This window comes from Acinetobacter sp. WC-743 (assembly GCF_000335555.1).
Taxonomy (GTDB): Bacteria; Pseudomonadota; Gammaproteobacteria; order Pseudomonadales; family Moraxellaceae; genus Acinetobacter; species Acinetobacter bereziniae.
The window spans coordinates 1-21,733 of record NZ_AMFQ01000090.1; the positions used below are offsets into that span (position 1 = coordinate 1).

Annotated in this window: 21 protein-coding genes and 1 pseudogene; 7 read left to right on the top strand and 15 right to left on the bottom strand. The window is 38.5% G+C overall.

The annotated features are described in order from the left end of the window. The 6 genes from ACINWC743_RS12225 to ppx form a co-directional block, all read right to left on the bottom strand. On the bottom strand, positions 1-669 hold a 669-nt coding region (locus ACINWC743_RS12225), incomplete at its 3' end, for a phage late control D family protein (protein ID WP_009585694.1). A 707-nt stretch (positions 670-1,376) separates the two neighbouring features. Then, positions 1,377-1,946: a YggT family protein gene (locus tag ACINWC743_RS12230; protein WP_004827896.1), complete on the bottom strand. Its 570-nt coding sequence runs from the start codon at positions 1,944-1,946 to the stop codon at positions 1,377-1,379. Between the two features lie 25 nt (positions 1,947-1,971). After that, complete coding sequence (gene proC, locus ACINWC743_RS12235; protein WP_004827895.1) at positions 1,972-2,802, bottom strand: pyrroline-5-carboxylate reductase; 831 nt, start codon at positions 2,800-2,802, stop codon at positions 1,972-1,974. Further along, complete coding sequence (gene tilS / locus ACINWC743_RS12240; protein ID WP_080971990.1) at positions 2,799-4,178, bottom strand: tRNA lysidine(34) synthetase TilS; 1,380 nt, start codon at positions 4,176-4,178, stop codon at positions 2,799-2,801. The genes proC and tilS overlap by 4 nt, the downstream gene beginning before the upstream one ends. Next, on the bottom strand, positions 4,115-4,939 hold the full coding sequence (locus ACINWC743_RS12245; protein ID WP_004827891.1) for an acetyl-CoA carboxylase carboxyltransferase subunit alpha: 825 nt from the start codon (positions 4,937-4,939) through the stop codon (positions 4,115-4,117). The genes tilS and ACINWC743_RS12245 overlap by 64 nt, the downstream gene beginning before the upstream one ends. Positions 4,940-5,046: 107 nt before the next feature. Then, the gene (gene ppx / locus ACINWC743_RS12250) at positions 5,047-6,567 is read right to left on the bottom strand and encodes an exopolyphosphatase (protein ID WP_005030896.1); all 1,521 of its coding nucleotides are present in this window, start codon (positions 6,565-6,567) and stop codon (positions 5,047-5,049) included. Between the two features lie 293 nt (positions 6,568-6,860). On the opposite strand from ppx, the gene trxA reads away from it, so the two are divergent. The 3 genes from trxA (at position 6,861) to ACINWC743_RS12265 (ending at position 9,454) form a co-directional block, all read left to right on the top strand. Then, positions 6,861-7,187 carry a thioredoxin gene (gene trxA / locus ACINWC743_RS12255; protein ID WP_004827886.1) on the top strand — a complete coding sequence of 109 codons (327 nt, stop codon included), beginning with the start codon at positions 6,861-6,863 and terminating at the stop codon, positions 7,185-7,187. Between the two features lie 344 nt (positions 7,188-7,531). Further along, positions 7,532-8,800, top strand: coding sequence for a transcription termination factor Rho (rho, locus tag ACINWC743_RS12260; RefSeq protein ID WP_004827884.1), 1,269 nt, complete (start codon positions 7,532-7,534; stop codon positions 8,798-8,800). A 381-nt stretch (positions 8,801-9,181) separates the two neighbouring features. Next, positions 9,182-9,454, top strand: coding sequence for a hypothetical protein (locus ACINWC743_RS12265; protein WP_005030898.1), 273 nt, complete (start codon positions 9,182-9,184; stop codon positions 9,452-9,454). Positions 9,455-10,199: 745 nt separating this feature from the next. Here the strand turns inward: ACINWC743_RS12265 and ACINWC743_RS12270 are convergent. The 3 genes from ACINWC743_RS12270 to pheS all read right to left on the bottom strand — a co-directional run bounded on the left by ACINWC743_RS12270 (position 10,200) and on the right by pheS (position 13,983). Then, a complete protein-coding gene (locus ACINWC743_RS12270) occupies positions 10,200-10,496 on the bottom strand; it encodes an integration host factor subunit alpha (protein WP_004827881.1) in 297 nt (98 codons plus the stop codon). Next, the gene (gene pheT / locus ACINWC743_RS12275) at positions 10,493-12,874 is read right to left on the bottom strand and encodes a phenylalanine--tRNA ligase subunit beta (RefSeq protein WP_009585714.1); all 2,382 of its coding nucleotides are present in this window, start codon (positions 12,872-12,874) and stop codon (positions 10,493-10,495) included. Before pheT ends, ACINWC743_RS12270 begins: the two co-directional genes overlap by 4 nt. A 128-nt stretch (positions 12,875-13,002) precedes the next feature. Further along, positions 13,003-13,983, bottom strand: coding sequence for a phenylalanine--tRNA ligase subunit alpha (pheS, locus tag ACINWC743_RS12280; protein ID WP_004827876.1), 981 nt, complete (start codon positions 13,981-13,983; stop codon positions 13,003-13,005). A 217-nt stretch (positions 13,984-14,200) separates the two neighbouring features. On the opposite strand from pheS, the gene ACINWC743_RS12285 reads away from it, so the two are divergent. Next, a complete protein-coding gene (locus tag ACINWC743_RS12285) occupies positions 14,201-15,238 on the top strand; it encodes a hypothetical protein (RefSeq protein ID WP_009585726.1) in 1,038 nt (345 codons plus the stop codon). Positions 15,239-15,281: 43 nt separating this feature from the next. Here the strand turns inward: ACINWC743_RS12285 and ACINWC743_RS12290 are convergent, their stop codons facing one another. The 4 genes and pseudogenes from ACINWC743_RS12290 to ACINWC743_RS12305 all read right to left on the bottom strand — a co-directional run bounded on the left by ACINWC743_RS12290 (position 15,282) and on the right by ACINWC743_RS12305 (position 17,434). Continuing rightward, positions 15,282-15,830, bottom strand: coding sequence for an NADAR family protein (locus ACINWC743_RS12290; protein WP_009585759.1), 549 nt, complete (start codon positions 15,828-15,830; stop codon positions 15,282-15,284). A gap of 246 nt (positions 15,831-16,076) precedes the next feature. After that, positions 16,077-16,607: an ATPase AAA gene (locus tag ACINWC743_RS12295; RefSeq protein WP_009585716.1), complete on the bottom strand. Its 531-nt coding sequence runs from the start codon at positions 16,605-16,607 to the stop codon at positions 16,077-16,079. Between the two features lie 91 nt (positions 16,608-16,698). Then, positions 16,699-16,896, bottom strand: a complete 198-nt coding sequence (locus tag ACINWC743_RS12300) for a hypothetical protein (protein ID WP_009585662.1) — start codon at positions 16,894-16,896, stop codon at positions 16,699-16,701. Between the two features lie 123 nt (positions 16,897-17,019). Further along, positions 17,020-17,434: pseudogene (locus ACINWC743_RS12305) on the bottom strand (hypothetical protein). Positions 17,435-17,853: 419 nt separating this feature from the next. Here ACINWC743_RS12305 and ACINWC743_RS12310 point away from each other — a divergent pair. Then, complete coding sequence (locus ACINWC743_RS12310; RefSeq protein ID WP_009585705.1) at positions 17,854-18,723, top strand: hypothetical protein; 870 nt, start codon at positions 17,854-17,856, stop codon at positions 18,721-18,723. Positions 18,724-18,767: 44 nt separating this feature from the next. On the opposite strand, the gene rplT is transcribed toward ACINWC743_RS12310, so the two are convergent. Next, the gene (gene rplT / locus ACINWC743_RS12315; RefSeq protein WP_004723060.1) at positions 18,768-19,127 is read right to left on the bottom strand and encodes a 50S ribosomal protein L20; all 360 of its coding nucleotides are present in this window, start codon (positions 19,125-19,127) and stop codon (positions 18,768-18,770) included. An 11-nt stretch (positions 19,128-19,138) separates the two neighbouring features. Next, positions 19,139-19,333, bottom strand: a complete 195-nt coding sequence (gene rpmI, locus ACINWC743_RS12320) for a 50S ribosomal protein L35 (protein ID WP_002054552.1) — start codon at positions 19,331-19,333, stop codon at positions 19,139-19,141. A gap of 224 nt (positions 19,334-19,557) precedes the next feature. On the opposite strand from rpmI, the gene ACINWC743_RS12325 reads away from it, so the two are divergent. Both ACINWC743_RS12325 and ACINWC743_RS12330 read left to right on the top strand, forming a co-directional pair. Then, positions 19,558-20,808, top strand: a complete 1,251-nt coding sequence (locus ACINWC743_RS12325; protein WP_009585751.1) for an MFS transporter — start codon at positions 19,558-19,560, stop codon at positions 20,806-20,808. A 134-nt stretch (positions 20,809-20,942) separates the two neighbouring features. Continuing rightward, a complete protein-coding gene (locus ACINWC743_RS12330) occupies positions 20,943-21,728 on the top strand; it encodes a TonB family protein (protein WP_009585675.1) in 786 nt (261 codons plus the stop codon). Positions 21,729-21,733 lie beyond the last annotated feature (5 nt).

Below are 21,733 nucleotides of genomic sequence, written 5' to 3' on the forward strand. Positions count from 1 at the left end.
ACTTTCGTATTGAGTATTGTCATCAATCAATCGAAGTTTTTGAGGCTGGATGGGTTCATTAAAATGAGAGACTTTAAGCTGTGCTTCATCAATTAAACTCGTCACACCTTCCGATGCTAGAAGCCTTTGAATAAGATCTATATCTCGTTCATTATTCTGCATAATGAGTGGTCGAATATCATAGTCTTTGGTTAGACCACTTTTCTCCAAAGTTAAACTTGAAGCAAACAGTGGAGATCTGTCTCGCCATTCATTAAATATAACTTCGACTACCTGTAAAGCAGACATATTCATAAATACGCGCGAGTTTCTACGCTGTTTCCATAGTGCGGTTGGGTCTTCTACTGTTAAGCGATAAATCGTCAACGCACCATCAGAGGCACCCACCTCTGCTTTGGTCACGATCCCTGAAATACGATTGAGTTCGGAGCGATCATTGACCACATCAATGGCTACACGACAGCCTATAAAGCTTTTTAATGCGATATTGTTCTGCGTAGATAGACAAATCAGTTGTAAGTTCACCCCATCATTGATGGCATGTGTCCCATGAATACATTGCAAGAATACATGGTCATTGAGAGTATGATTACTGAACTGGGCATGTAGTGCACGCTTTTGTGTTGTTAATCCCAATTTTTCCAATAAAAAGTAAATATTATTTAACATAGTTTTTAATATTTGTTAAAAATATTGATCAGTATACATACGATTCTGTCTAGTCTCATATGATTTATTTAAATATGTCCTTATGAGTTTTTATAAATTTATAGTTCGTTTATGTGATATATAAGTCTTTATTGAAGGCTCTAATATTGATAGAGCTAAGCTAAGATCACTGAATACGATAGAATATAAAACCTTAAAAAATATAGCTAAATTGCCCGATTGTTCATACAAATGTTTTGATTTAAAGCATGTACACTCAATCAACTTTATGCTTTTTATATGAATTTTTAAAAAGTTTTGCTTAAACAGTTTTTTGTATTATTGATTTACAGTTGGCCTTGCTATCGTGAGGCGACATGAATGTCACCATGTTGAGCGGGAGGATATAAGCAAAAACAAAGCACTGCTTTGTTTGCAGCGCAAGAAAGCGACTAAATAAAAATTAGTTAAGCAAAGTGAAGAATCACCTACACAAAACGATTTAAACTTTAGATGTAAGTTTTGGCAATGAAAGCATTCGCTCATTCAAAAATACATTCATCGCATTGATTTTAAACTATAAGTTTTTCAGTAGATTCGCGATAGATTTAAATTAAATTCACAATTAAAAAAGACATCCATAACCTATAAAAAAACCGAGTTGGTTATACAACTCGGTTTTTTATAAAGGATCATCAATCTATTTGACGCTAAAAGAATACTGCCTATTAAAGACCAGTTAGTAGCGCAATTGCAGCATATTCCATGACTTTTTCAGCAATAATCAATGCCAAGATAGCCAAAATAGGAGAAAGATCAATCATCCCCATATTTGGCATAATTCGACGGAACGGCGCCAATAATGGCTCAGCCAACTCTTGAATCACTTCAATATAAGGCGATCTTGATTGAGTAAACATCACCACCCAACTCAAAATAATCGTCGCAAAAATTAAATAACGACAAAAGCGAATCAAGTCCTGAATCATGGTCACAAAAGTGAGAATAATGAGGTGTACAGGACTATTTGGCATTGCACCTTGCAAATACATCATGCCAAAGATTTTGAGTAGATATAACACTACCACTAAAACCAAAGCAGCCGTATTGACACGCCCTTTCGCCATCGTCGGAAAAATTCGGCTAAATAGATCTACAATCTTGGTTGCTTTGACTGTCGACATCACCACAGGGTTGTATGGACTGACCATCGCCAATTGCATTAAAAAACGAAAGAATACGAGCAAAATCGCTACGTTAATAATAATGCCAAAAATTTGCGCAGAATTTGCACCCATACTTGAACGTTCCTAAAATCAAAAATTATTTAATACTGTCGCTTAATTCTTGAGCCAATTCCTGACTACGCTTTTGCGCAGCAGCCAAAGCTGTTTGAATATTTTGAGAGATTTGAGCGCGATCAAATACTTCTAAAGCCGCTTGAGTTGTCCCATTAGGGGAAGTTACATTTTTACGTAAATCAGATGGAGCGCTTGAACTGGTAATTGCCATTTGTGCTGCACCCAATGCGGTTTGCAAAGTCAATGCCGTTGCCACCTTTTCATCCAACCCCATATTTTTACCAGCACGTATCATACTTTCCATCATATAGAAGAAATATGCAGGACCTGAACCCGAAACTGCGGTTACAGCATCAATCTGTGCCTCTGAATTTACCCAAAGGGTTAAACCAGTTGCCGCAAGAACCTGCGTGGTCAATTCACGGTCTTTTGCACTTACTTCTGGATTGGCATAGATACCATGTGCACCAGTTTGAACCAATGCAGGAGTATTCGGCATTACACGGACAATTCGCTCACTGCCTGTCAAATCTGAAATCGTTTTAATTTCAGCGCCTGCAACAATAGAGATCAGCAATTTATCATCAAGTAAACCTTTCAAGGGCTTAAGCACGCTTCCTAAAACTTGAGGTTTTACTGCAAATACAACAATATCTGCATGTTTAATCGCTTCTATATTGTCTTCAGTAACATGGACATCTTTTTCTTGTAACAACAGTCGAATTTTTTCAAAGGGATCAGAAACTGTAATACGTGTAGCAGGTAAGCCACGACTCAATAAGCCACCAATTAGGGCTTGAGCCATATTCCCACCACCAATGAAAGTAATATTACAATTTAAAGCTGCACTCATGAATCACACTCGACCTTAGTTTTTATCTTAGAGATTAAATTTGGTTGCCAACCACCGATTTCACAGTATTCAGACTGTGCCAACCAAAAACCATTTGGTGTAAACACCCCAAGCATAACATTATCTACACTTAATATTTGAATTGTATGACGCATCCAAGGAAAAATATGTGCTTCTTGAATCGCCTTTTTTAAAGGCCAAGCACCTATTCTGCCATAAAGATGAATTTTTTCACCACCTAAACGTGGTTTCAATGTCAGCTTCTGATTAAATAATGCAAAAGACAGACCTATTTTAGATCGTTCAATTTGAAATACACCAGATGTGAATTGTAGTTGCTGATGAAGTTGAAATTGATATGTTTGCTCGGGAACTTGCTGTTTCGATTGCGCTGCTAAATAGTGTTGCTGTTCAACGCGATATAAATGATTTTGGTAACGCAAATAATAGAAATGATTCCAATGTAATGCTGCTTGTGAATCTGTTTTAGAGTCAATCACTTCATCATATAGGCGCTGCACCATTTCAAAAGCAGGTCGATAGGTGTCCTGTCCCTTCATCCATGTAGATAGAAGTTGGCGCTGTCTTGCCAATGACAATTGCTTGAGTTTTATTAAATCAAGCTTTTCTTCATTTCCACAGAAACTAAGATCTTGTTGTAGCACTTCATTGAGAATTTCATTGGCATCTTGCATCAAATAACTGGTGCGCGCCAATGCTTGTTGCATTTTGGGGTAACGGCTTTGCAAAATATGCCAAAGTTCATGTCTACACCACGCACGATCATACTGAGTATCTAGATTAGTCGGATCATTGACATAGGTAATCTGTAACTGTTGAACCCATTGGCAAATCTGCTCACGAGAGATATCCAACAAGGGGCGCCAAATGGTCAGTTGTTCGCGCTGATCTTTTGATTTCATCGCAGACAATCCAGCAACACCTGCACCTGATAATAGGCGTAAAATCAGGGTTTCAGCTTGATCTTGTTGATGATGGGCGAGCACCAATACTTCGTCGGTTTTTATATGTTGAAGGTAAGCATCGTAACGGGCTTGGCGTGCTTGATTTTCAAGATTGCCTTCAGCAACTTGAACATTTTGAATAATATAAGGAATCTGTAAGATGGTACATTGTTGAGCAACAAAATCAGCCCATTCATCACTGGCTGTTTGTAGCTGATGATTGACGTATATTGCACGAACGTGATGAGGGAAAAACTGCACCATCAAATGCAGCAATAACATGGAATCCATGCCACCACTGCATCCAATGAGGAAATGCGTATTTTCAGCAAATTGAGCGTGTTGTTTTAAGAAGCGAGACCTAAATTGTCGCTGCCAAACTTCATTAAACGTTGATAACGTGCTTCGCATCGATCTTCCGCAGTCATAGGCTGTAATTCATCAAGCGCTTGTTTTAACACATCTTTGAGTTTTTCCATAACCTCAAATGGTTGCAAATGTGCTCCCTCGCCTTCATCGACAACATATTCAACTACACCTAACTCTTTGAGTTTGTCTGCTGTAAGTGCAAGTGCTTCACTGGCTTGTTCTGCTTTGTCCGCTGTTTTCCATAAAATAGAAGCGCAGCCTTCTGGTGAAATCACTGAATAAATACTATGAGACAGCATAACCACACGATCTGCCACACCAATTCCCAAAGCCCCACCAGAGCCGCCTTCACCTAAAACTGTTGCAATAACAGGAACTTTTAAGCTTGAAAGTTGAGCAAGACTGGTTGCAATCGCTTCTGCTTGACCACGTTCTTCAGCACCAATGCCTGGGTATGCCCCCATCGTATCAATAAATGTGAATACTGGAAGATTAAAACGTTCTGCCATATCCAGCAAACGCTGTGACTTACGATAGCCTTCTGGGTTACACATCCCAAAGTTATGCTGTAATTTTTCACGGGTACTACGACCACGATGCTGACCAACGACCATGACAGGCTGACCATTAAAACGCGCCAATCCGCCAACCATTGCACCATCATCACCATAAAGACGATCGCCATGTAAGGTATCGAATTCAGTAAAAATTTCGCCTACATAATCCAAAAATTGCGGGCGTTCAGGATGACGTGCAATTTGAACCGTTTTCCAAGCTTTAGATTGAGCAGCTTTATTTTTCATAAGTCGAGTATTATCCCTAATTCACCGATGCCTCACACATCGGAAGTTCAGGATCAAGTGCTATTGAATGGTTTATACAATTCATTCAATCAACACAAGACCTTTAGTTAATCGATAAACTGTTCCGACTGAATATTCAATTCAATGTCCCAATGCTTAAATTGCACTTGCTCATCATGCAAATCTGCAACCAGTAAAGGCCATTGCTTGGCATCGCCAGAAACGCTGAGTTGCCATTGTTGCGCATTATCCACTGTCAATTCAATGGCAGGAAGCATCTCATCACTGCGACTGTGATTGAGTAAAACAGCGAGACGGAGGAGCAAACATAGGTGTAGTAGCTTGTTTCCACCTACTTTTAGCACATCAAGTTTGGCATCTGTACGTAATTTACGACGATGGTGAGCGACCAAATGTGACAAATGATTCTGATCAATTTGTGAGAAACCAGGAATGTCGGAATGCTGTAAGAGATAAGCACTGTGTTTTTGATAACCACTGTGACTGATTGCCAAACCAATTTCATGTAAATAAGCTGCGCGACGCAATAGATCACTGTCATCACTATTTAAATGTAAGGTATTTGCTACACCATTAAAGAGATGTTGTGCTGTTTCAACCACACGTTCAGCTTGTTTGGCATCTGCACCATAACGCCCCACCATCGCTTGCACACTACGGTCTCGAATATCTTCATGTTGAAAACGCCCAAGCAAGTCATACATGACGCCTTCTCGTAATGCACCATCAGAGTAAACCAGCTTATCGATATTCAGTACTTCAAAAACAGCATAGAGAATCGCAATACCCGCAGGTAAAACAGCTCGACGATCTTCTTTTAATCCATCAAACTCCATATCGGAGATATGTTTAAATTTTAAAAGTTTGTCTTTTAATTTTTCTAAACCTTCTCGAGTTAAATTCTCTTGTTCGTCACTCCATCCCATATTGACAGCAATTTGACGACACGCTTTGATTGTTCCACTCGAACCCACCACAGTGTCCCATCCAGCTGCCTTATATGTATTGGCAATAGAAGATAGTTCTTTACGTGCAGCAACAACTGCTTTTTCAAAAGCTTTACTGTTGATATCACCTTCAGGGAAATAGGCTTTTGTGAATGCCACACATCCCATTTGTAAAGATTCAGTATGAATTGGCTCAAATTCTTCACCAATAATTAATTCTGTAGAACCACCACCAATATCAATCACCAGACGGCGCCCACTATTGACCATGGTATGAGACACACCTAAATAAATTAAACGTGCTTCCTCTCGTCCTGCAATGATTTCAATCGGTTTAGGTAGAATTTCAGCTGCTTTTTGAATGAATTCATGCCCATTTTTTGCTTGACGTAAAGCGTTCGTCGCAACAATCCGTAAACGATTCGGTTGCACTGAACTCAATCTTCCTACAAAACGTGCCAAACAGGCTAAACCACGTTGTTGCGCTGCTTCAGTTAAGTTTTTATTCTCGTCCAATCCAGCAGCAAGCTGAACTTTTTCTGACATCGAAGCAACTTTTTTAACTTCACCATGATCCACTCGAGCAATTGCTAAATGGAAACTATTCGACCCCATATCGATGGCAGCAAGTAATTCTTCATCAATCAAAAAATCAGACATTATTTATACAAACTCATACTGAATTGTTGCTTAGATTAATTCACATGCACGCTTTTTAAAAGCCATTTATTTAGACAATTTGATGAGTCATTATTTTTTCAGCATATATGACAATTATATGACAATTAGATTGAGTTTTCTAAGGAACCGATTGTAAATATCGTGAGCATCAATTGGACATTCTCACAAATAAGAATGAAAATTTAAACATTCCCCTACATTGTTAAAGATGTCTATGTAATACTTAGCTTCATAGATTGATTCATCTTTAAAATATTTTTGGAGCAAAATCCATGTCTGGCAATATCGTAAACACAACTGATGACAACTTCGCAGCAGACGTTCTTGAATCAGATATTCCTGTAATTGTAGATTTCTGGGCAGGTTGGTGTGCACCATGTAAAGCGATTGCACCTGTTCTTGAAGTACTTTCTACAGAATTTGAAGGCAAAGTAAAGATTGTTAAAGTGGATGTGACTGCATGCGAAGCAACTGCAGTTAACTATAATATCCGTAACATTCCAGCATTATTGATGTTTAAAAATGGTGAAGTGGTTGCTCAACAAATCGGTGCGGTGCCAAAATCTAAACTGACTGCTTTCATCGAAGAAAATATTTAATTTGCTGAATTTATAGATTATTTGTATAAATCTGCAAAAACAAAAAATACGCTTGATTTTCTGGCGTATTTTTTTTCGACTATAATTTGACAAACTTGTTGATCTCACTTATATTTCATGCTCAAGGAACATAAGGATTCTCTGCCTGTTTCTTAAAGGACAACACATAAGATCGCCGTTCGGCAACAGAAATTGTTTTACATATTTCTCCTCGAAAGAACTACATAGACTCTGAGTTTGTTTTTGTGTCTATACAACATCAACTCACCTATTGCACTGTTGGCGACTTTTGCTTCTTTTCTCTTTATCTGTGTTCCACACATCCTTATTCAATCTGACCATTTATGAATTTAACTGAACTCAAGAAAAAACCGATTGGCGAACTCATTAAAATTGCTGAGTTTATGGGCCTTGAAGGAATGGCTCGTAACCGTAAGCAAGACATCATTTTTGCCATCCTAAAGCGCCATGCAATGAATGGTGAAGAAATCTTTGGTGATGGTGTTCTTGAAATTTTGTCTGATGGTTTCGGCTTTCTACGCTCGGCTGCAGGTTCTTATCTTGCAGGTCCTGATGACATTTATGTTAGCCCATCACAAATCCGTCGTTTTAACCTACGCACAGGTGATACGATTACGGGAACGATTCGCCCACCCAAAGAAGGTGAACGTTACTTTGCATTATTAAAAGTTAATCAAATTAACTATGACACACCTGAAAATTCACGTAATAAAATCTTATTCGAAAACCTAACCCCATTGTTTCCAACTGAGCAATTGGTAATGGAACTAGGAAATGGTTCAACGGAAGATTTAACAGCACGTGTTGTTGACTTGGTTGCTCCTATTGGTAAAGGTCAACGTTCAATTATTGTTGCGCCGCCTAAAGCGGGTAAAACAATGTTGTTACAGAACATTGCTCAATCCATTGTCCGTAATAACCCTGAATGTTTCCTTATCGTTCTCTTGATTGATGAACGTCCAGAGGAAGTGACTGAAATGGAACGTACTGTTCGTGGCGAGGTTGTTGCATCAACATTTGATGAATCTCCAGCACGCCATGTACAAGTTGCCGAAATGGTGATTGAAAAAGCCAAACGTCTTGTTGAACATAAGAAAGATGTGGTGATTCTGTTAGATTCAATCACGCGTTTAGCACGTGCTTACAACACTGTTGTACCTTCATCAGGCAAAGTATTGACCGGTGGTGTAGATGCACATGCACTTGAACGCCCGAAACGTTTCTTTGGTGCGGCACGTAACATTGAAGAAGGCGGCTCACTGACAATCATTTCAACTGCATTGATTGAAACAGGCAGTAAAATGGATGAAGTGATCTACGAAGAATTCAAAGGTACGGGTAACCAAGAGATTACCTTGGATCGTCGTATTGCTGAAAAACGTGTCTTCCCTGCCATGAATATCAAGAAATCAGGTACTCGTCGTGAAGAACGCCTCATGAGTGAAGAAAACCTACGCAAAGTTTGGATTTTACGTAAGCTTCTCCACCCAATGGATGAGTTAGCGGCGATGGAATTCCTTTTAGATCGTATGAAAGAAACCAAAACCAATGATGATTTCTTCGATCAAATGAAGCGTAAAGCTGCCAACTGATTGGTATAAAAAGTCAAAAAAGGTCACTGATATAGTGACCTTTTTTTTGGTTGACAGAATTTACATAAATATACAATTGCTGATTTTTGGCGTAACAGCATTTTGCAAATAATTGAATATAAAAATCATTCTCGCATATTTTTTATATTTTTTAATAACTTAATTATCAATAATCCAATCTAAAAGTGCGAATTAATTGTAATTAACTGTTAAAAAAGCATCATTTTTTCATCAATTTGGTCAGTTTTTTTCATCTAGACAGTAGCAATTCAAAATGCGCAGTGATAGCATATTCGCATACCAGTTAGACTGCTCATGCAAAAAGCAAAAAACAGGCTAACTTGGGTTTTTTGTCTCAATTAATTTTATGAGAGTGATGCCATGTTATTCAAAAAAATCGCTATTGCTGCTGCAGTTGCTACTACTTTAGCTTTCGTTGGTTGTGCTAAAAAAACTGAAGAAGCTGCTGCTGATGCAAACGCTGCTGCTTCTCAAGCTGTAGAAGCTGCTTCTGAAGCTACTGCTGCTGTTGACGCTGCTGCTGCTTCTGCAACTGACGCTGCTGCTACTGCTGCTGCAGACGCTACTGCTGCTGCTTCTGACGCTACTGCTGCTGCTGCTGACGCTTCAGCTGCTGCTTCAGCTGCTCAATAATAATCGCTTAGATTATTATCAAAAAAAGAGAACCTTTGGTTCTCTTTTTTTTGCTTTCAAATCAATAATTATCCTCAAATCTGCGAACTGATTCGAAACACATGCCCTAATTCATTGAATAAACTTATCCAGCCAATTTAGAACGCCCCGCTTCGATTCCATACTGTCAAGATGCTATATTGAAATACACTCAAGTGATGAATCCTCCATCTCACTTTTAATCCTTAAAAAACGAACATTATTTTTATAATCAAAGCCGCAGACTATTCATACCAAGAATTTGATATCAATCATTTATAGTCAATGATCTTTATGCTTTGATACAAAGGATTAGAAGATCTCCCGATTCATTTATTTTGGCTAGGATCATACTTTTAAATCATAGACCATCTTTCCATCGTGAAGCCACATGGACGCCATATGTTGGCTAAAGATATATGAGCAAAAACAAAATACTACTTTGTTTGCGCAAGAATGCGGTTAAACAAGAAACGGGTTAAGTAATGAGCGTCATCGCTTACGGAAAACGATTTAAACTTTAGCGCTAAAGCCTGGCAGTGAAAGCTTTATATCATCAAACAATATATTGATCACATTGATTTTATTGATCTAGAAATTATATTTACTGTATGGTTTTTTCAACAGATTAGCTATAGTTTAATTTATTTTTAAGCTCTCGTATGCGTAAATAATAAAAAACCCCAAGCAAAATGGCTTGGGGTTTTTACAAAATCAAGTGGGTTGATTAACCTTCTTGTTCTGTGCCTACACGTTGTCTAAACTTCTGTCCTGCGCGGAACGTAACAACTCGACGTGCCGAAATTGGAATTTCTTCGCCAGTTTTTGGGTTTCGACCTGGACGTTGACGTTTGTCACGTAGTTCAAAATTACCAAAACCTGAAAGTTTAACTTGTTCGCCTGCAATTAATGCTTGGCTAATTTCGTCAAAGAACAACTCGACCATTTGTTTTGCTTCACGACGGTTTAAACTCGTAAGCTCACTTAAATGATCAGCCATTTCTGCTTTTGTTAATGCTGTCATGAGGCCCTCAATGTCGCTTGGTAAGTGCTTTCTAACACTTGAATGATATGATCCATACCGGATTTAATTTCAGCATCTTCAAGTGTACGTGATGGATGTTGCCATAACAATGCAAATGCCAAAGAGCGCTTACCTTGCTCAACACCTTGCCCTGTATACACATCGAATAACCATGTAGAGTCTAAAAGCTCCCCACCGGTTTTTTCAATAAGTTGCTGAATTTCACTGACATTAATCTTATCACTAATTACAAGCGCAATATCACGTCTAACCGACGGAAATCGTGATAATTCTGTAAAATTAGATACATAAGTTTGCAAAACAGCCGATTGATCAAGTTCGGCAACCCAAGTCGTGCTCAAATCCAGTGCATTTTCTAAAGATGGATGTAAACGCCCCAAATAACCAACCGATTTTCCATCTATTAAAATCTCTGCTGACTGACCTGGATGTAACCATTCACGCTCAGAACGCACATATTCAACTTGAACCCGTCCAGCAGCTAAAACTTCTTCAACCTCTCCTTTGAAGTCAAAGAAATCCATTCCTTGAGCTTTGCCATGCCATGATTCAGCATGTTTTGAGCCCACCGCAATCATTGCCAAAGTTGGAATCTGATTTAAGTCATCAATAGTTTGAGCATTTTGATAATCAAAACGTAAACCTAACTCAAAGAAACGCACACGACTTTGTTGGCGGTTAATATTGTATTGAATACAAGGGATTAAGCTTGAAAGCAAAGTAGAACGCATTACAGCCAAATCACTTGAAATTGGATTTGCCAATGCCAATGGATTAACTTGAGAATTTAATTGCTTCTCCAGCTTTAAATCAGCAAAGCTAAAACTGATTGCTTCTTGATAGCCCAAAGTCACCAGGGTTTGACGTAATTGTGGCAATTCAAACTGATCTTGATGCTTAGCAAGCTTGACATCAATCACAGGCAAACTAATTTGGATATTGTCATAACCATGAATACGAGCAACTTCTTCAATTAAGTCTTGATAAATTGCCATATCATAGCGATGTGATGGCGGTACAACAGTCCACTCGCCTTCAGCTTTGACTGTTACAACACAACCTAAACGTTGAAGTGCATCAGTAATAAATGCTGATTCAACAGAATAACCAAGTAATTGATCAACTTGTGCTTGAGTTAATTCAATGGCTTCACGTTTAGGTAAAAGCGCGGTACGTTCAGCCACAGTGATTGGACCAAATTCACCACCCGCTAAACTCTGAATCAATTGTGATGCTCGATGCATCGCGATCATTGGCAATTCAAAATCCACACCACGTTCATAGCGTTGAGAAGCATCAGTATGTAAGCCATAACGGCGCGCACGACCTGCAATATGCAATGGTGCAAAGAACGCAGACTCAAGGAAGATCTCTGTCGTTGCATCTGTTACAGAAGAAGATAATCCCCCCATAATCCCTGCAATAGCGAGCGCTTTAGCATCATCAGCAATGACCATAACGTCTTCAGTCAATTCAATTTCTTGCTCATTTAATAAAACAAGTTTTTCATTTGCTGTTGCTTGGCGTACATGGACTGAACCTTGAACTTGACCACCATCAAAAGCATGTAAAGGCTGTCCTAGTTCCATCAATACATAGTTGGTAATATCCACCAAAATACTGTGTTGACGAATCCCTGAACGAGCCAAAGCCTGCTCCATCCATTCAGGGGTAGCTGCTTTGGTATTTACATTTTTTATAACACGACCTAAATAACGTGGACATCCATCAGTGCTGACATGAACTTGTTTTTGATCTGCAATGGTTGCAGCCACTTCTGTAATTTCAGGTGCTGTCACTGGAAGTTTATTAATTACACCAATTTCACGTGCTACACCACGAATACTAAAACAGTCTCCACGGTTCGGGGTAATACTGATATCAATGACATGGTCATCCAGATTTAAATATTCGCGGATGTTTACACCAACCGGTGCATCATCAGGAAGCTCTAAAAGCCCATCAATTTTATCTTCAAGATCAATTTCCGAAGCACCACATAGCATCCCTTGTGATTCAACGCCACGTAGCTTACCTTTCTTGATTTTAAAATCACCAGGAAGTACTGCACCAATTGTCGCAACTGGTGCTTTCATGCCAACACGTACATTCGGTGCACCACATACGATTTGTAGAGGTTCTCCTGAACCAATGTTTACAGTGGTTACACGTAAACGATCTGCATCAGGATGTTGAATGACCGTTAAAACTTCCCCCACCACAACACCAGTAAAGTGTTTAGCGGCTGGTACAAGCTCATCAACTTCAAGTCCCAACATCGTGAGTTGGTCAGATAAAGTATCACTATCAATTGCTGGGTTAACCCATGTGCGAAGCCAATTTTCGCTAATTTTCATTTCTAAAACCTATATTCAATATTTATGAATTCCTCTCTAACTCCCTTTGAAAATTGGGAGAACCCTTCGTCTTTTGTCTAGGACATTCCATCTTTGTTTAGAAGAGGTTAGGGAGAGGTATAAATTTGTTAAGCAAATTGGCGTAAAAAACGCACATCGTTTTGATAGAACATACGCAAATCGTTAATGCCATAACGTAACATTGCAAAACGCTCTACACCCAAACCAAAAGCAAAACCTTTATATTTTTCAGGATCAATACCCGCGGCTTGCAATACATTAGGATGCACCATTCCACACCCCAAAACTTCTAACCAGCGACCACGCTCATCCATAATATCCACTTCCGCACTTGGCTCAGTGAACGGGAAATATGAAGGACGGAAACGAACTTTTAAGTCTTTTTCAAAAAACTCGTTCAACAAGTTAATCAACAAGCCTTTTAATTCAGCAAAACTGGTGTTTTCAGCAACGTACAGACCTTCGATTTGATGAAACATAGGTGAATGCGTTTGGTCAGAGTCACAACGATAAACACGGCCAGGACATACAATACGAATCGGAGGTTGATTGTTTTCCATAGTACGGACTTGCACACCTGAAGTATGCGTACGCAACAAATGATTGGCATCAAAATAAAAAGTATCATGCATTGCACGTGCAGGATGGTGCCCTGGAATATTGAGTGCTTCAAAGTTGTGATAGTCATCTTCAACTTCTGGACCTGTTGCAACAGTAAAGCCAGCTTTGGTAAAGAATTGGCAAATACGTTCCTGAACTTGAGTAACAGGATGAATACTGCCTACAACCTGTCCACGACCAGGCAAGGTAATATCAATGGTTTCACTTGCAAGCTTTTGTTCTAGCGCTGCTTTTTGTAATTCATCTTGGCGCTCAGTCAATGCTGTAGAGATAGCTTCACGCACAGCATGAATTGCAGCACCCTGAACTTTACGTTCTTCAGGGTCCATTTTACCCAGTGCCTTAGATTGTTCCGCAAGCTGGCTTTTTTTCCCTGTAAATTGCACTCGTACTTGATCGAGTGTTGCAAGGTCTTGAGCTGCTGCAATCGCAGCGAGCGCTTCAGTGGTCAGGGCTTCCAGTGACATAGTAACTCTCAAAGCAATATTTTAGAAAAATAATATAACTGCATATTCTAACAGTTTTTATGCAGTTGGATGAAGTTTCCTCCTGACGAAAAATACGATTAGTCACAACTAATTCTCGATAATTTGTATATTTCCCTGTTCGAATACTGTTGAAACGCTAGAACTCTGATTTATAAACGGTATAAAATAAATCCAATGTCGCTGAGATCTATAAAAAATGGCACTTGATCAAATCTGGAAACGTCAACTTGCACTCGTCACTTATGGCAATCAATATCTGACCCAAGAAATTAGTTTTTCTCGTTGGGTCAATCATGCCATTTTTAATCACCACGCGTTTGGCTTTCGAGATTTAACCACCCAACATCTTCTAGCACAACACTTTCAAATTTGGCTTGAAGGTTTAAAAAAGCAAGGGGTGAATCGCATCAGTTTACATAGCTCAAGTCTTTTGAATGATGAGCAGAACCCCAATGCCAATGTTGAATTATTGGCGATTCCTCATTTTATTGTCAGTCACGAATCTCAAAAGAAAACTGCTTGGATTTTTGGTAAAGAATTACCGGAATGGTATAGCGCTGACAATGACTATGAGGCACCAGAACAACAACGTCCAAATATTCGAACAGAAATATTCTGGCGTTATGATCTTAATGCGAAACTCATTAAGCGTATTGAACAAGATCTTGTGACCCCAAATTGGGATGATATTCAGGTTTATACAGACAATGAATTATTTGATAGCCAATATGCCAAAGGTTTTTCTGAACCAATCAACAGAGACTTACCTTATTATGGCTTAAAGAGTAGCGAATATATTGTAGATGATAGTAGTCTTAAACTTGCCCTTATTCCTAGCGATGATCAAGCAGATTATGCCAATGAAACACTGTATCGTTTCGATGCGCTCGAAGAATTTATTTCGGCAAAAATAAAACACCCCTATGATGAGAGTGAACAAAGTCTGAGCCCAGAACAACAAATGAATTTGCGTCACTTCTTGCAGAAGATTGAGGATTTAAAAGCAAAATTTATTGTCAAAGTTGCCAATCACTATCAATCTGCGCGTTTAACCCCGAAAGCTATTGCATCTCCATTTGACAATATTGAGGATATAAAGACAGACAAACGCCAATCGTTTAGTTCTCATCCATCCCATACACAGCATGAGCACAAACCAGCAAAGACAGGCGTTTTTGCTTTAATTATCGTGACTATTCTTATCTGTCTGGCTGCTTATTATTTTGGACTATAAGGCTTAATATCCAGATAAAATCTGTACTCATGAGAAAGTAACCCTAAAGTTGCTTTCTCACATCCATCAATGCGAACCCTAATAAATTTAAACCTTTCCATTTCAGTGGGTTCATCGCATCTGCATGATCAGCAGCTAGTCCAATCCCCCAAATCTGATCTACAGGTGAAGCCTCAACAATGATTTGCTCAGAGGTACTCAACAAAAATTGTTGGAGATGGTTATTTTGGGAAAACTTTGCCAGATTTCCTTGAACCACAATCTCATAACGATGTGCAATCCAAATTTCATCTTGATAATTTTTGACCTGACGACCTAATGCTTTTATTTTCTTTGGATCATCAGTATGAAGAATTTGCTGAAAAATATTTTCATCCTTAAACAGTTTAGCTTTTTGCGCCATCATGTATTGTTCGGTATTTTGATAATCCACACCCTCAATTTCAAATTTTGCAGGATACCATTGGCTTAAACAGCTCTTGTCTATCTTTTCTGGTGTCTTTTGACGATGCCCCCAAAAACACAAATAACTATATTTTTGTCCACGCTTTATATGTTCTTGTAAAGTTGTTAATAACTGAGAATCACTCATTTTATTTTCCTGTCTGTCTTTCACTTCTTTTTTAACTGATATCACGCAATCATCATAATCGCTATAAATCACTCATCCAACGTCTGTTTCAATATATCGCTTTAATAACCAGCAGTTATGGTATTTGATGCCTCTCAATAAAACATACAGATCATTTCCAAATCAAAAAATCACAAAAATTATTTAAAATCCTTCATCATCAAGCCCGTTAGGATGATTTATAAAATTTAGCCAAGCATAAAGGACTTAGAACGAGCGTAAAAATTGATCGCAATCTTTTCGAGATTTCAGATGTATAAACTGAATATGTGAATATTGAGGATCATTCATCATTGTAATATATTGCTGGCGATTTTTTTGATGAGTTTTGATCATCCACCAAATAATTGAGTCAGCACTGAATATTTTGCCAAAACTTTCCCGATTATTCGAATGTTGCCACAACTTCTTGTTAAAAACTGCCCGAGATATGGCACGTTTTATAGATTGGTAAAGATTGATATGAAAAGGAAAATCTAACCATATAACAGTATCAATGGTCTGCCATTTAACATGTGTTGTTCGCGTATAATTTCCATCGATTACAAAACCATGCTTTGCCGATTCAATTGCCTGTTGAATTTTTAAGAAAAAAGCATGGTCTGAAGTTTCCTCCCAATCATCTAACCAAAACAAATCGTCTAGTTCGATATAATGAAGTTGTAATTTATCAGCAAGCTTTTTTGCAAAAGTGGTTTTACCAACAGCAGAGGTGCCCACCACATTAATTTTATTCATTAGAATTCACTTCTTAAATAAAAAAGTAGCCTGACAGCTACTTTTTATCACCAAGATTTTAATTTTTTTTGCTGAGCTGAATGATCAACTTTCAGAAAAGTGGACGAATCGTCAAAATCACTTTATGTTCGTTGTCATGCTGATTAATATAGTGTTCAACAGCAGTTACTTCACCTTTTACCTCAGCATCTGCACCATACATCACTTTTAAAGTTTCACCAATTCTTGGCAATAATTGTAATTCGACTTCAATAGCACCTTGCTGTAAACCCGCAATTTCTACACGCATAAATACTCCAGAATATTTTCACTTTTATCATTCTACTCTATGCGAGCTATTTTAAAATCGATAATAGTTTCACGTTGAAATTATGTAATAACGGTACATTTCAACTGCAAATATTCAAATTTATCATTCAGAAGGCTTATGTCTAGCCGGTTCATCAATCAATTCATCCTCATAATCCAAATCATCTTCATCCACATTGATATAGTCCGGTGGTGGCGTAATATCGAATCGAACAGCGTTAATGTTTTGCTGGCTGAGTAATTTTGCCTTGGCAACTCTGCATCCCATCCATGACTCTTCCATCTGCTGACAGAATAATAGGATAAGCTAAATCAGCCTCTTGGATCAGTTGGAAATGTACAATTATTTGCTGTGTCGTGGGATGTTTATCTGGAAACCAATAAGGTTCGTTCAGTTCCTGTATCTCGGATAATAAAACCTCATGAATGGGCAAATATCGGCTTAATCTAACCAAACAGTGTACATCCCAAATATATGTGTCTGTACCCACAAGACGGAAATGGTATTGCCTACGCATAGATGCTCCGTAACCTTCTGATTAAAAATTAATGCTCTATTGATAGCTCAACAATAAACCTAAGCTTATTCGTTTGCCATGCAAAATAACTATTGGCAATTTAATTTCGTCTTACAACATAATTCCCAACTTTACTTGAATCAACCAAGGAGTGAACACCATCGCCAGCATCCATGATGTTCAGCGACTAATCGCTTATTTCTGGTCCGTGATTTGGAAACTCGTGAAGACCAATCAAGTTTTATTGTCACCTCTATATTCTACTTGATCTTATTTTGTGCTATCACAATTGGGCTTTTATACGGTGCGTTTTGACTAGTAACACATTATGAAATTGCCAGATTTGTTGTATTCACCCTTATTATTATTTTCCTCTCCATCTGGTCAAATAAGTAAGAAAAATTGCATAAGGAAGTATCATGAACTTCAATTTAATTTATAGACAAATGGCTTTGGTGATTTATGGCAACCAATTTCTCAATGATCACCTTCAAGATGATTTAAACAAAATGCCTCATTTTCAAATTTTACATCCAATTCTTAGAGATTTTCATTGTGGTCAACTTTTGGCGGGTTCATTACAACTCATTCTTTATCATTTAAAGCACAAAGGCGCGTATAAATTAAGTTTGATCCACGCGCCACGATTAGCATCGACAATACAAGAATCCCCTATTTTTTATCTGTCTGATCACTTTTATAACTATATGATTTTAATTCAGTACCGGCATGATCACCCACAAATTTTAATCGGTTGTGAGGAAAAAGAGCTATGGTATCTACACCATCAGAACAATGATGCTGATTTTTATTTTAACAATGTCAATGCGCTCACAGACAGAATCGCAACCTATACACTGTTCGACTTAAATGAAAGTTTTATTGAGAATTTGGGAGAATTAAAAGCCATAGACTGGAAACATTTTTCGCAATCTTATTTTGACTGCGTTTATATCAATGAAGTCGCTTTTACATTGGGATCTGCAAATCAGATTGAACACCTTGCAAATATTCAATTTAAGGACCATCAAAATTACAATACACATTTTGATCTTTTCCCAAAGGACTTCACAAGCAATTATGCAGCAAGCTTATTAACTCATGCTGAAAATCTTTATAAAAATTATCTACTAGAAAGTGAAACGAGAAATGATCAAGCCTGGTGTAATCAAGCAACTCGTCATGAACTACAGTTATTTGATCAAGCCGTACAAGCCTTAAATAATTTTTATCCATCTCTTATTGTCAATGCGGCAAATCACTACTCAAACGCCAACATTCAAGCATAAAAAAGACCGCTACAAAGCGGTCTTTTTTCAATCATCAAAAATGATTAAGCAGCTAATGCACCTTTAGCTTTTTCAGCTAAAGCAGCAAATGCAACTGAGTCATGCATAGCAATGTCAGCAAGTACGCGACGGTCGATGATCACTTGAGCTTTTTTCAAGCCATCGATCATACGGCTGTACGACAAACCATTTTGACGAGCACCAGCATTGATACGCGCAATCCATAAAGCACGGAATTGGCGTTTCTTTTGACGACGGTCACGGTAAGCGTATTGACCTGCTTTGATTACTGCTTGGAACGCTACACGATAAACACGTGAACGCGCGCCATAGTAACCTTTAGCACGAGCAAGAATTTTTTTATGACGGCGATGAGCCTGTACACCACGTTTTACACGAGCCATTTATAATCTCCTTAGATGTATGGGCACATACGACGAACTGAATTCATGTCACTTACGTGAACCATGACACAACCGCGCAATTGACGAATACGTTTAGCAGATTTTTTGGTCAAAATGTGGCGTTTGAACGCTTGTTTACGCTTGAAACCGTTAGCAGTCGCTTTGAAACGCTTAGCTGCACCACGGCGAGTTTTTAACTTAGCCATAACAACCTCTTTAAACACCTGTTCGGTACGTTCGCACCATTGCGAGTACGACCTGCAGGTAAGGGAGGCAATATTCTAAATCATCTCTGTACAAAACAAAAGCAAAACCTTGCACTATTTATCAGTTATTCAGTGTAATTTCCGATGAAAATTCCATCATTTTTCATAAGAAAAATCTGCATTTAATCTTTATAATCGTCACATCATGATAAAACTGGACAGTTATGACCCCTGCACAGGATGCTTTTGCTGCGCTTCGCTATCGAGATTTCTCCATCGTCACGATCAATCAATTTTGCTTAACACTGGCAATTTTGATCCAAGAAATTATTGTCGCCTATTCACTGTATCAAATTACCAAAGATCCACTTACACTCGGTTTGATTGGATTGGCTGAGGCGATTCCTTTTATCGCATTGTCCCTATGGGGTGGTTATTTTGCCGATAAGCTGAATAAACAAAGTATTATGAAAGTATGTTTATTCTTTTCTTTCCCTTTACCCTTAGTGCTTTGGTACTTATTTCACAGTTACGATCATGGACAGATTGGTGTCACCACCCTGTCTTGGGGCATTTATGCTGTGATCTTTGCTTTGGGTACTATTCGTGGTTTCTATAATCCATCTGCAACATCATTAAAACCATTTTTAATTCCCCGTGAACTCTATGCAAATGGTGCAACTTGGACCACGATCGGATGGCAAAGTGGTGTCATTATTGGTCCCATGCTGGGCGGTTTTATGCTTGCTGGAATTGGACGGGAAAATAGCTTACTTTCTGTATCCATGCTTTTATTTATCTGCTTTTGCTTAATCACACTGTTAAAAAAGCGTACTTTCCCGACCATGGAACAAGACAATCTTTGGGACAGTTTAAGCGAAGGTTTTCGATTTATCTGGAAAACTAAGATTGTACTTTGGGCGATCTCGCTGGATTTGGTTTCAGTGTTGTTTGGTGGTGTCATCGCCTTACTTCCGATCTTTGCTGAAGATATTCTGAAAGTAGGTCCTGAAGGTTTGGGATATCTACGTGCAGCGCCATCGATCGGCGCGCTCATCACGATGATTGCACTCACTAAGTTCCCACCAACACATCACGCTTGGCGAAATATACTGATTGCGGTTGCTGGTTTCGGAATCTTTACCATCATTTTTGCATGTTCAAACAATCTATGGCTTTCCTTGTTTGCCTTAGGCATGACTGGCGCATGTGACAGTATTTCCGTGGTGGTGCGCCAAACTATTTTACAAGTTTACCCTCCTGAAAATATGCGTGGTCGAGTTGCAGCTGTGAATGGAATGTTCGTTTCATCGAGTAATGAACTGGGTGCTTTTGAATCAGGGCTTGCCGCCAAGTACTTAGGAACGATCACAGCAACGATATTTGGCGGATGCATGACAATGGCAGTCGTTGCAATCAGCTGGATTAAAACCGCTGATTTGTTTTCAGTCGATATTACCAAAGGGCAAAAATAGCGATTGTTGACATAAATAATCGTAAAAAATGCACCTTAGGGTGCATTTTCTATTGCGAGATGAGCAAATTCGATAAATACTTTGCGCAATTAAATTAACCTCATGCACACTCAGTTGCATGGAAAGCTAAACTTATGAATAAAGCTCTTTTAATCACTGGTCTGATGTGCCTTTCAACTTATGGACATAGCGCAGAAAAACTCCCAACAATAAAAGTTAAAGGAGAACAATCTGACCGCAATGCCCCATTACACCTCACGACACGTATACAATGGGTTAAATTCCCTCAAGTCCAATATCAAACAGCAGAATTAAAAACACAGGATCGTTCTGCCATCATCCGCGTGAGCGCCAACAGTTTAGGACAAGTCACAGATGCTGAAGTGCAAGAAAGTACAGGAATCACGGCTCTCGATCAAAAACTCATTGATGCTGTAGAGGCTGCCAAGGTAAAACCATATAGTAAAAATGGTAAAGCCATACCGATTGTGGGTTATCAAACGTTTACTTTAAATATGGATAATGCCCAAGACAATACACAGGCTCATGCACAACTGTCTGAATGTACCTTTGCGTTTAATTCAAAACACTGGATAAAGCAAACTCAAGATAAGTCAGTTGCCTTTCATTATACGCAACAGCCTCAGCTCTCGCTTGACTCAGCTTTACTCAAAAACAAAGATCGAACAGTCAAATTTAAGTTTAAAGTTGATCAACAAGGCAATGTAAAGCGTGTCAAATTAACTCAATTATCAGGTGTAAATGCGATTGACCAACAGGTTATCCAAGCTGTTGAGCAAACTCAAATACAAGTAAAACGCTCTTATCGAACCTTATGGACTTTTAAACCACGTTCATTTAATGATGAAATTCAATTTAAAATCAACGATTGCAACGAGTTTAATCATCAACTCAAATAAATTTG

What these genes read in the sequence shown, in the direction of transcription:
- ACINWC743_RS12230 (WP_004827896.1), bottom strand. Translation starts at nt 1,946, where the DNA reads ATGGGTGCAAATTCTGCGCAAATTTTTGGCATTATTATTAACGTAGCG.
- proC (WP_004827895.1), bottom strand. Translation starts at nt 2,802, where the DNA reads ATGAGTGCAGCTTTAAATTGTAATATTACTTTCATTGGTGGTGGGAAT.
- tilS (WP_080971990.1), bottom strand. Translation starts at nt 4,178, where the DNA reads ATGCGAAGCACGTTATCAACGTTTAATGAAGTTTGGCAGCGACAATTT.
- ACINWC743_RS12245 (WP_004827891.1), bottom strand. Translation starts at nt 4,939, where the DNA reads ATGAAAAATAAAGCTGCTCAATCTAAAGCTTGGAAAACGGTTCAAATT.
- ppx (WP_005030896.1), bottom strand. Translation starts at nt 6,567, where the DNA reads ATGTCTGATTTTTTGATTGATGAAGAATTACTTGCTGCCATCGATATG.
- trxA (WP_004827886.1), top strand. Translation starts at nt 6,861, where the DNA reads ATGTCTGGCAATATCGTAAACACAACTGATGACAACTTCGCAGCAGAC.
- rho (WP_004827884.1), top strand. Translation starts at nt 7,532, where the DNA reads ATGAATTTAACTGAACTCAAGAAAAAACCGATTGGCGAACTCATTAAA.
- ACINWC743_RS12265 (WP_005030898.1), top strand. Translation starts at nt 9,182, where the DNA reads ATGTTATTCAAAAAAATCGCTATTGCTGCTGCAGTTGCTACTACTTTA.
- ACINWC743_RS12270 (WP_004827881.1), bottom strand. Translation starts at nt 10,496, where the DNA reads ATGACAGCATTAACAAAAGCAGAAATGGCTGATCATTTAAGTGAGCTT.
- pheT (WP_009585714.1), bottom strand. Translation starts at nt 12,874, where the DNA reads ATGAAAATTAGCGAAAATTGGCTTCGCACATGGGTTAACCCAGCAATT.
- pheS (WP_004827876.1), bottom strand. Translation starts at nt 13,983, where the DNA reads ATGTCACTGGAAGCCCTGACCACTGAAGCGCTCGCTGCGATTGCAGCA.
- ACINWC743_RS12285 (WP_009585726.1), top strand. Translation starts at nt 14,201, where the DNA reads ATGGCACTTGATCAAATCTGGAAACGTCAACTTGCACTCGTCACTTAT.
- ACINWC743_RS12290 (WP_009585759.1), bottom strand. Translation starts at nt 15,830, where the DNA reads ATGAGTGATTCTCAGTTATTAACAACTTTACAAGAACATATAAAGCGT.
- ACINWC743_RS12295 (WP_009585716.1), bottom strand. Translation starts at nt 16,607, where the DNA reads ATGAATAAAATTAATGTGGTGGGCACCTCTGCTGTTGGTAAAACCACT.
- ACINWC743_RS12300 (WP_009585662.1), bottom strand. Translation starts at nt 16,896, where the DNA reads ATGCGTGTAGAAATTGCGGGTTTACAGCAAGGTGCTATTGAAGTCGAA.
- ACINWC743_RS12310 (WP_009585705.1), top strand. Translation starts at nt 17,854, where the DNA reads ATGAACTTCAATTTAATTTATAGACAAATGGCTTTGGTGATTTATGGC.
- rplT (WP_004723060.1), bottom strand. Translation starts at nt 19,127, where the DNA reads ATGGCTCGTGTAAAACGTGGTGTACAGGCTCATCGCCGTCATAAAAAA.
- rpmI (WP_002054552.1), bottom strand. Translation starts at nt 19,333, where the DNA reads ATGGCTAAGTTAAAAACTCGCCGTGGTGCAGCTAAGCGTTTCAAAGCG.
- ACINWC743_RS12325 (WP_009585751.1), top strand. Translation starts at nt 19,558, where the DNA reads ATGACCCCTGCACAGGATGCTTTTGCTGCGCTTCGCTATCGAGATTTC.
- ACINWC743_RS12330 (WP_009585675.1), top strand. Translation starts at nt 20,943, where the DNA reads ATGAATAAAGCTCTTTTAATCACTGGTCTGATGTGCCTTTCAACTTAT.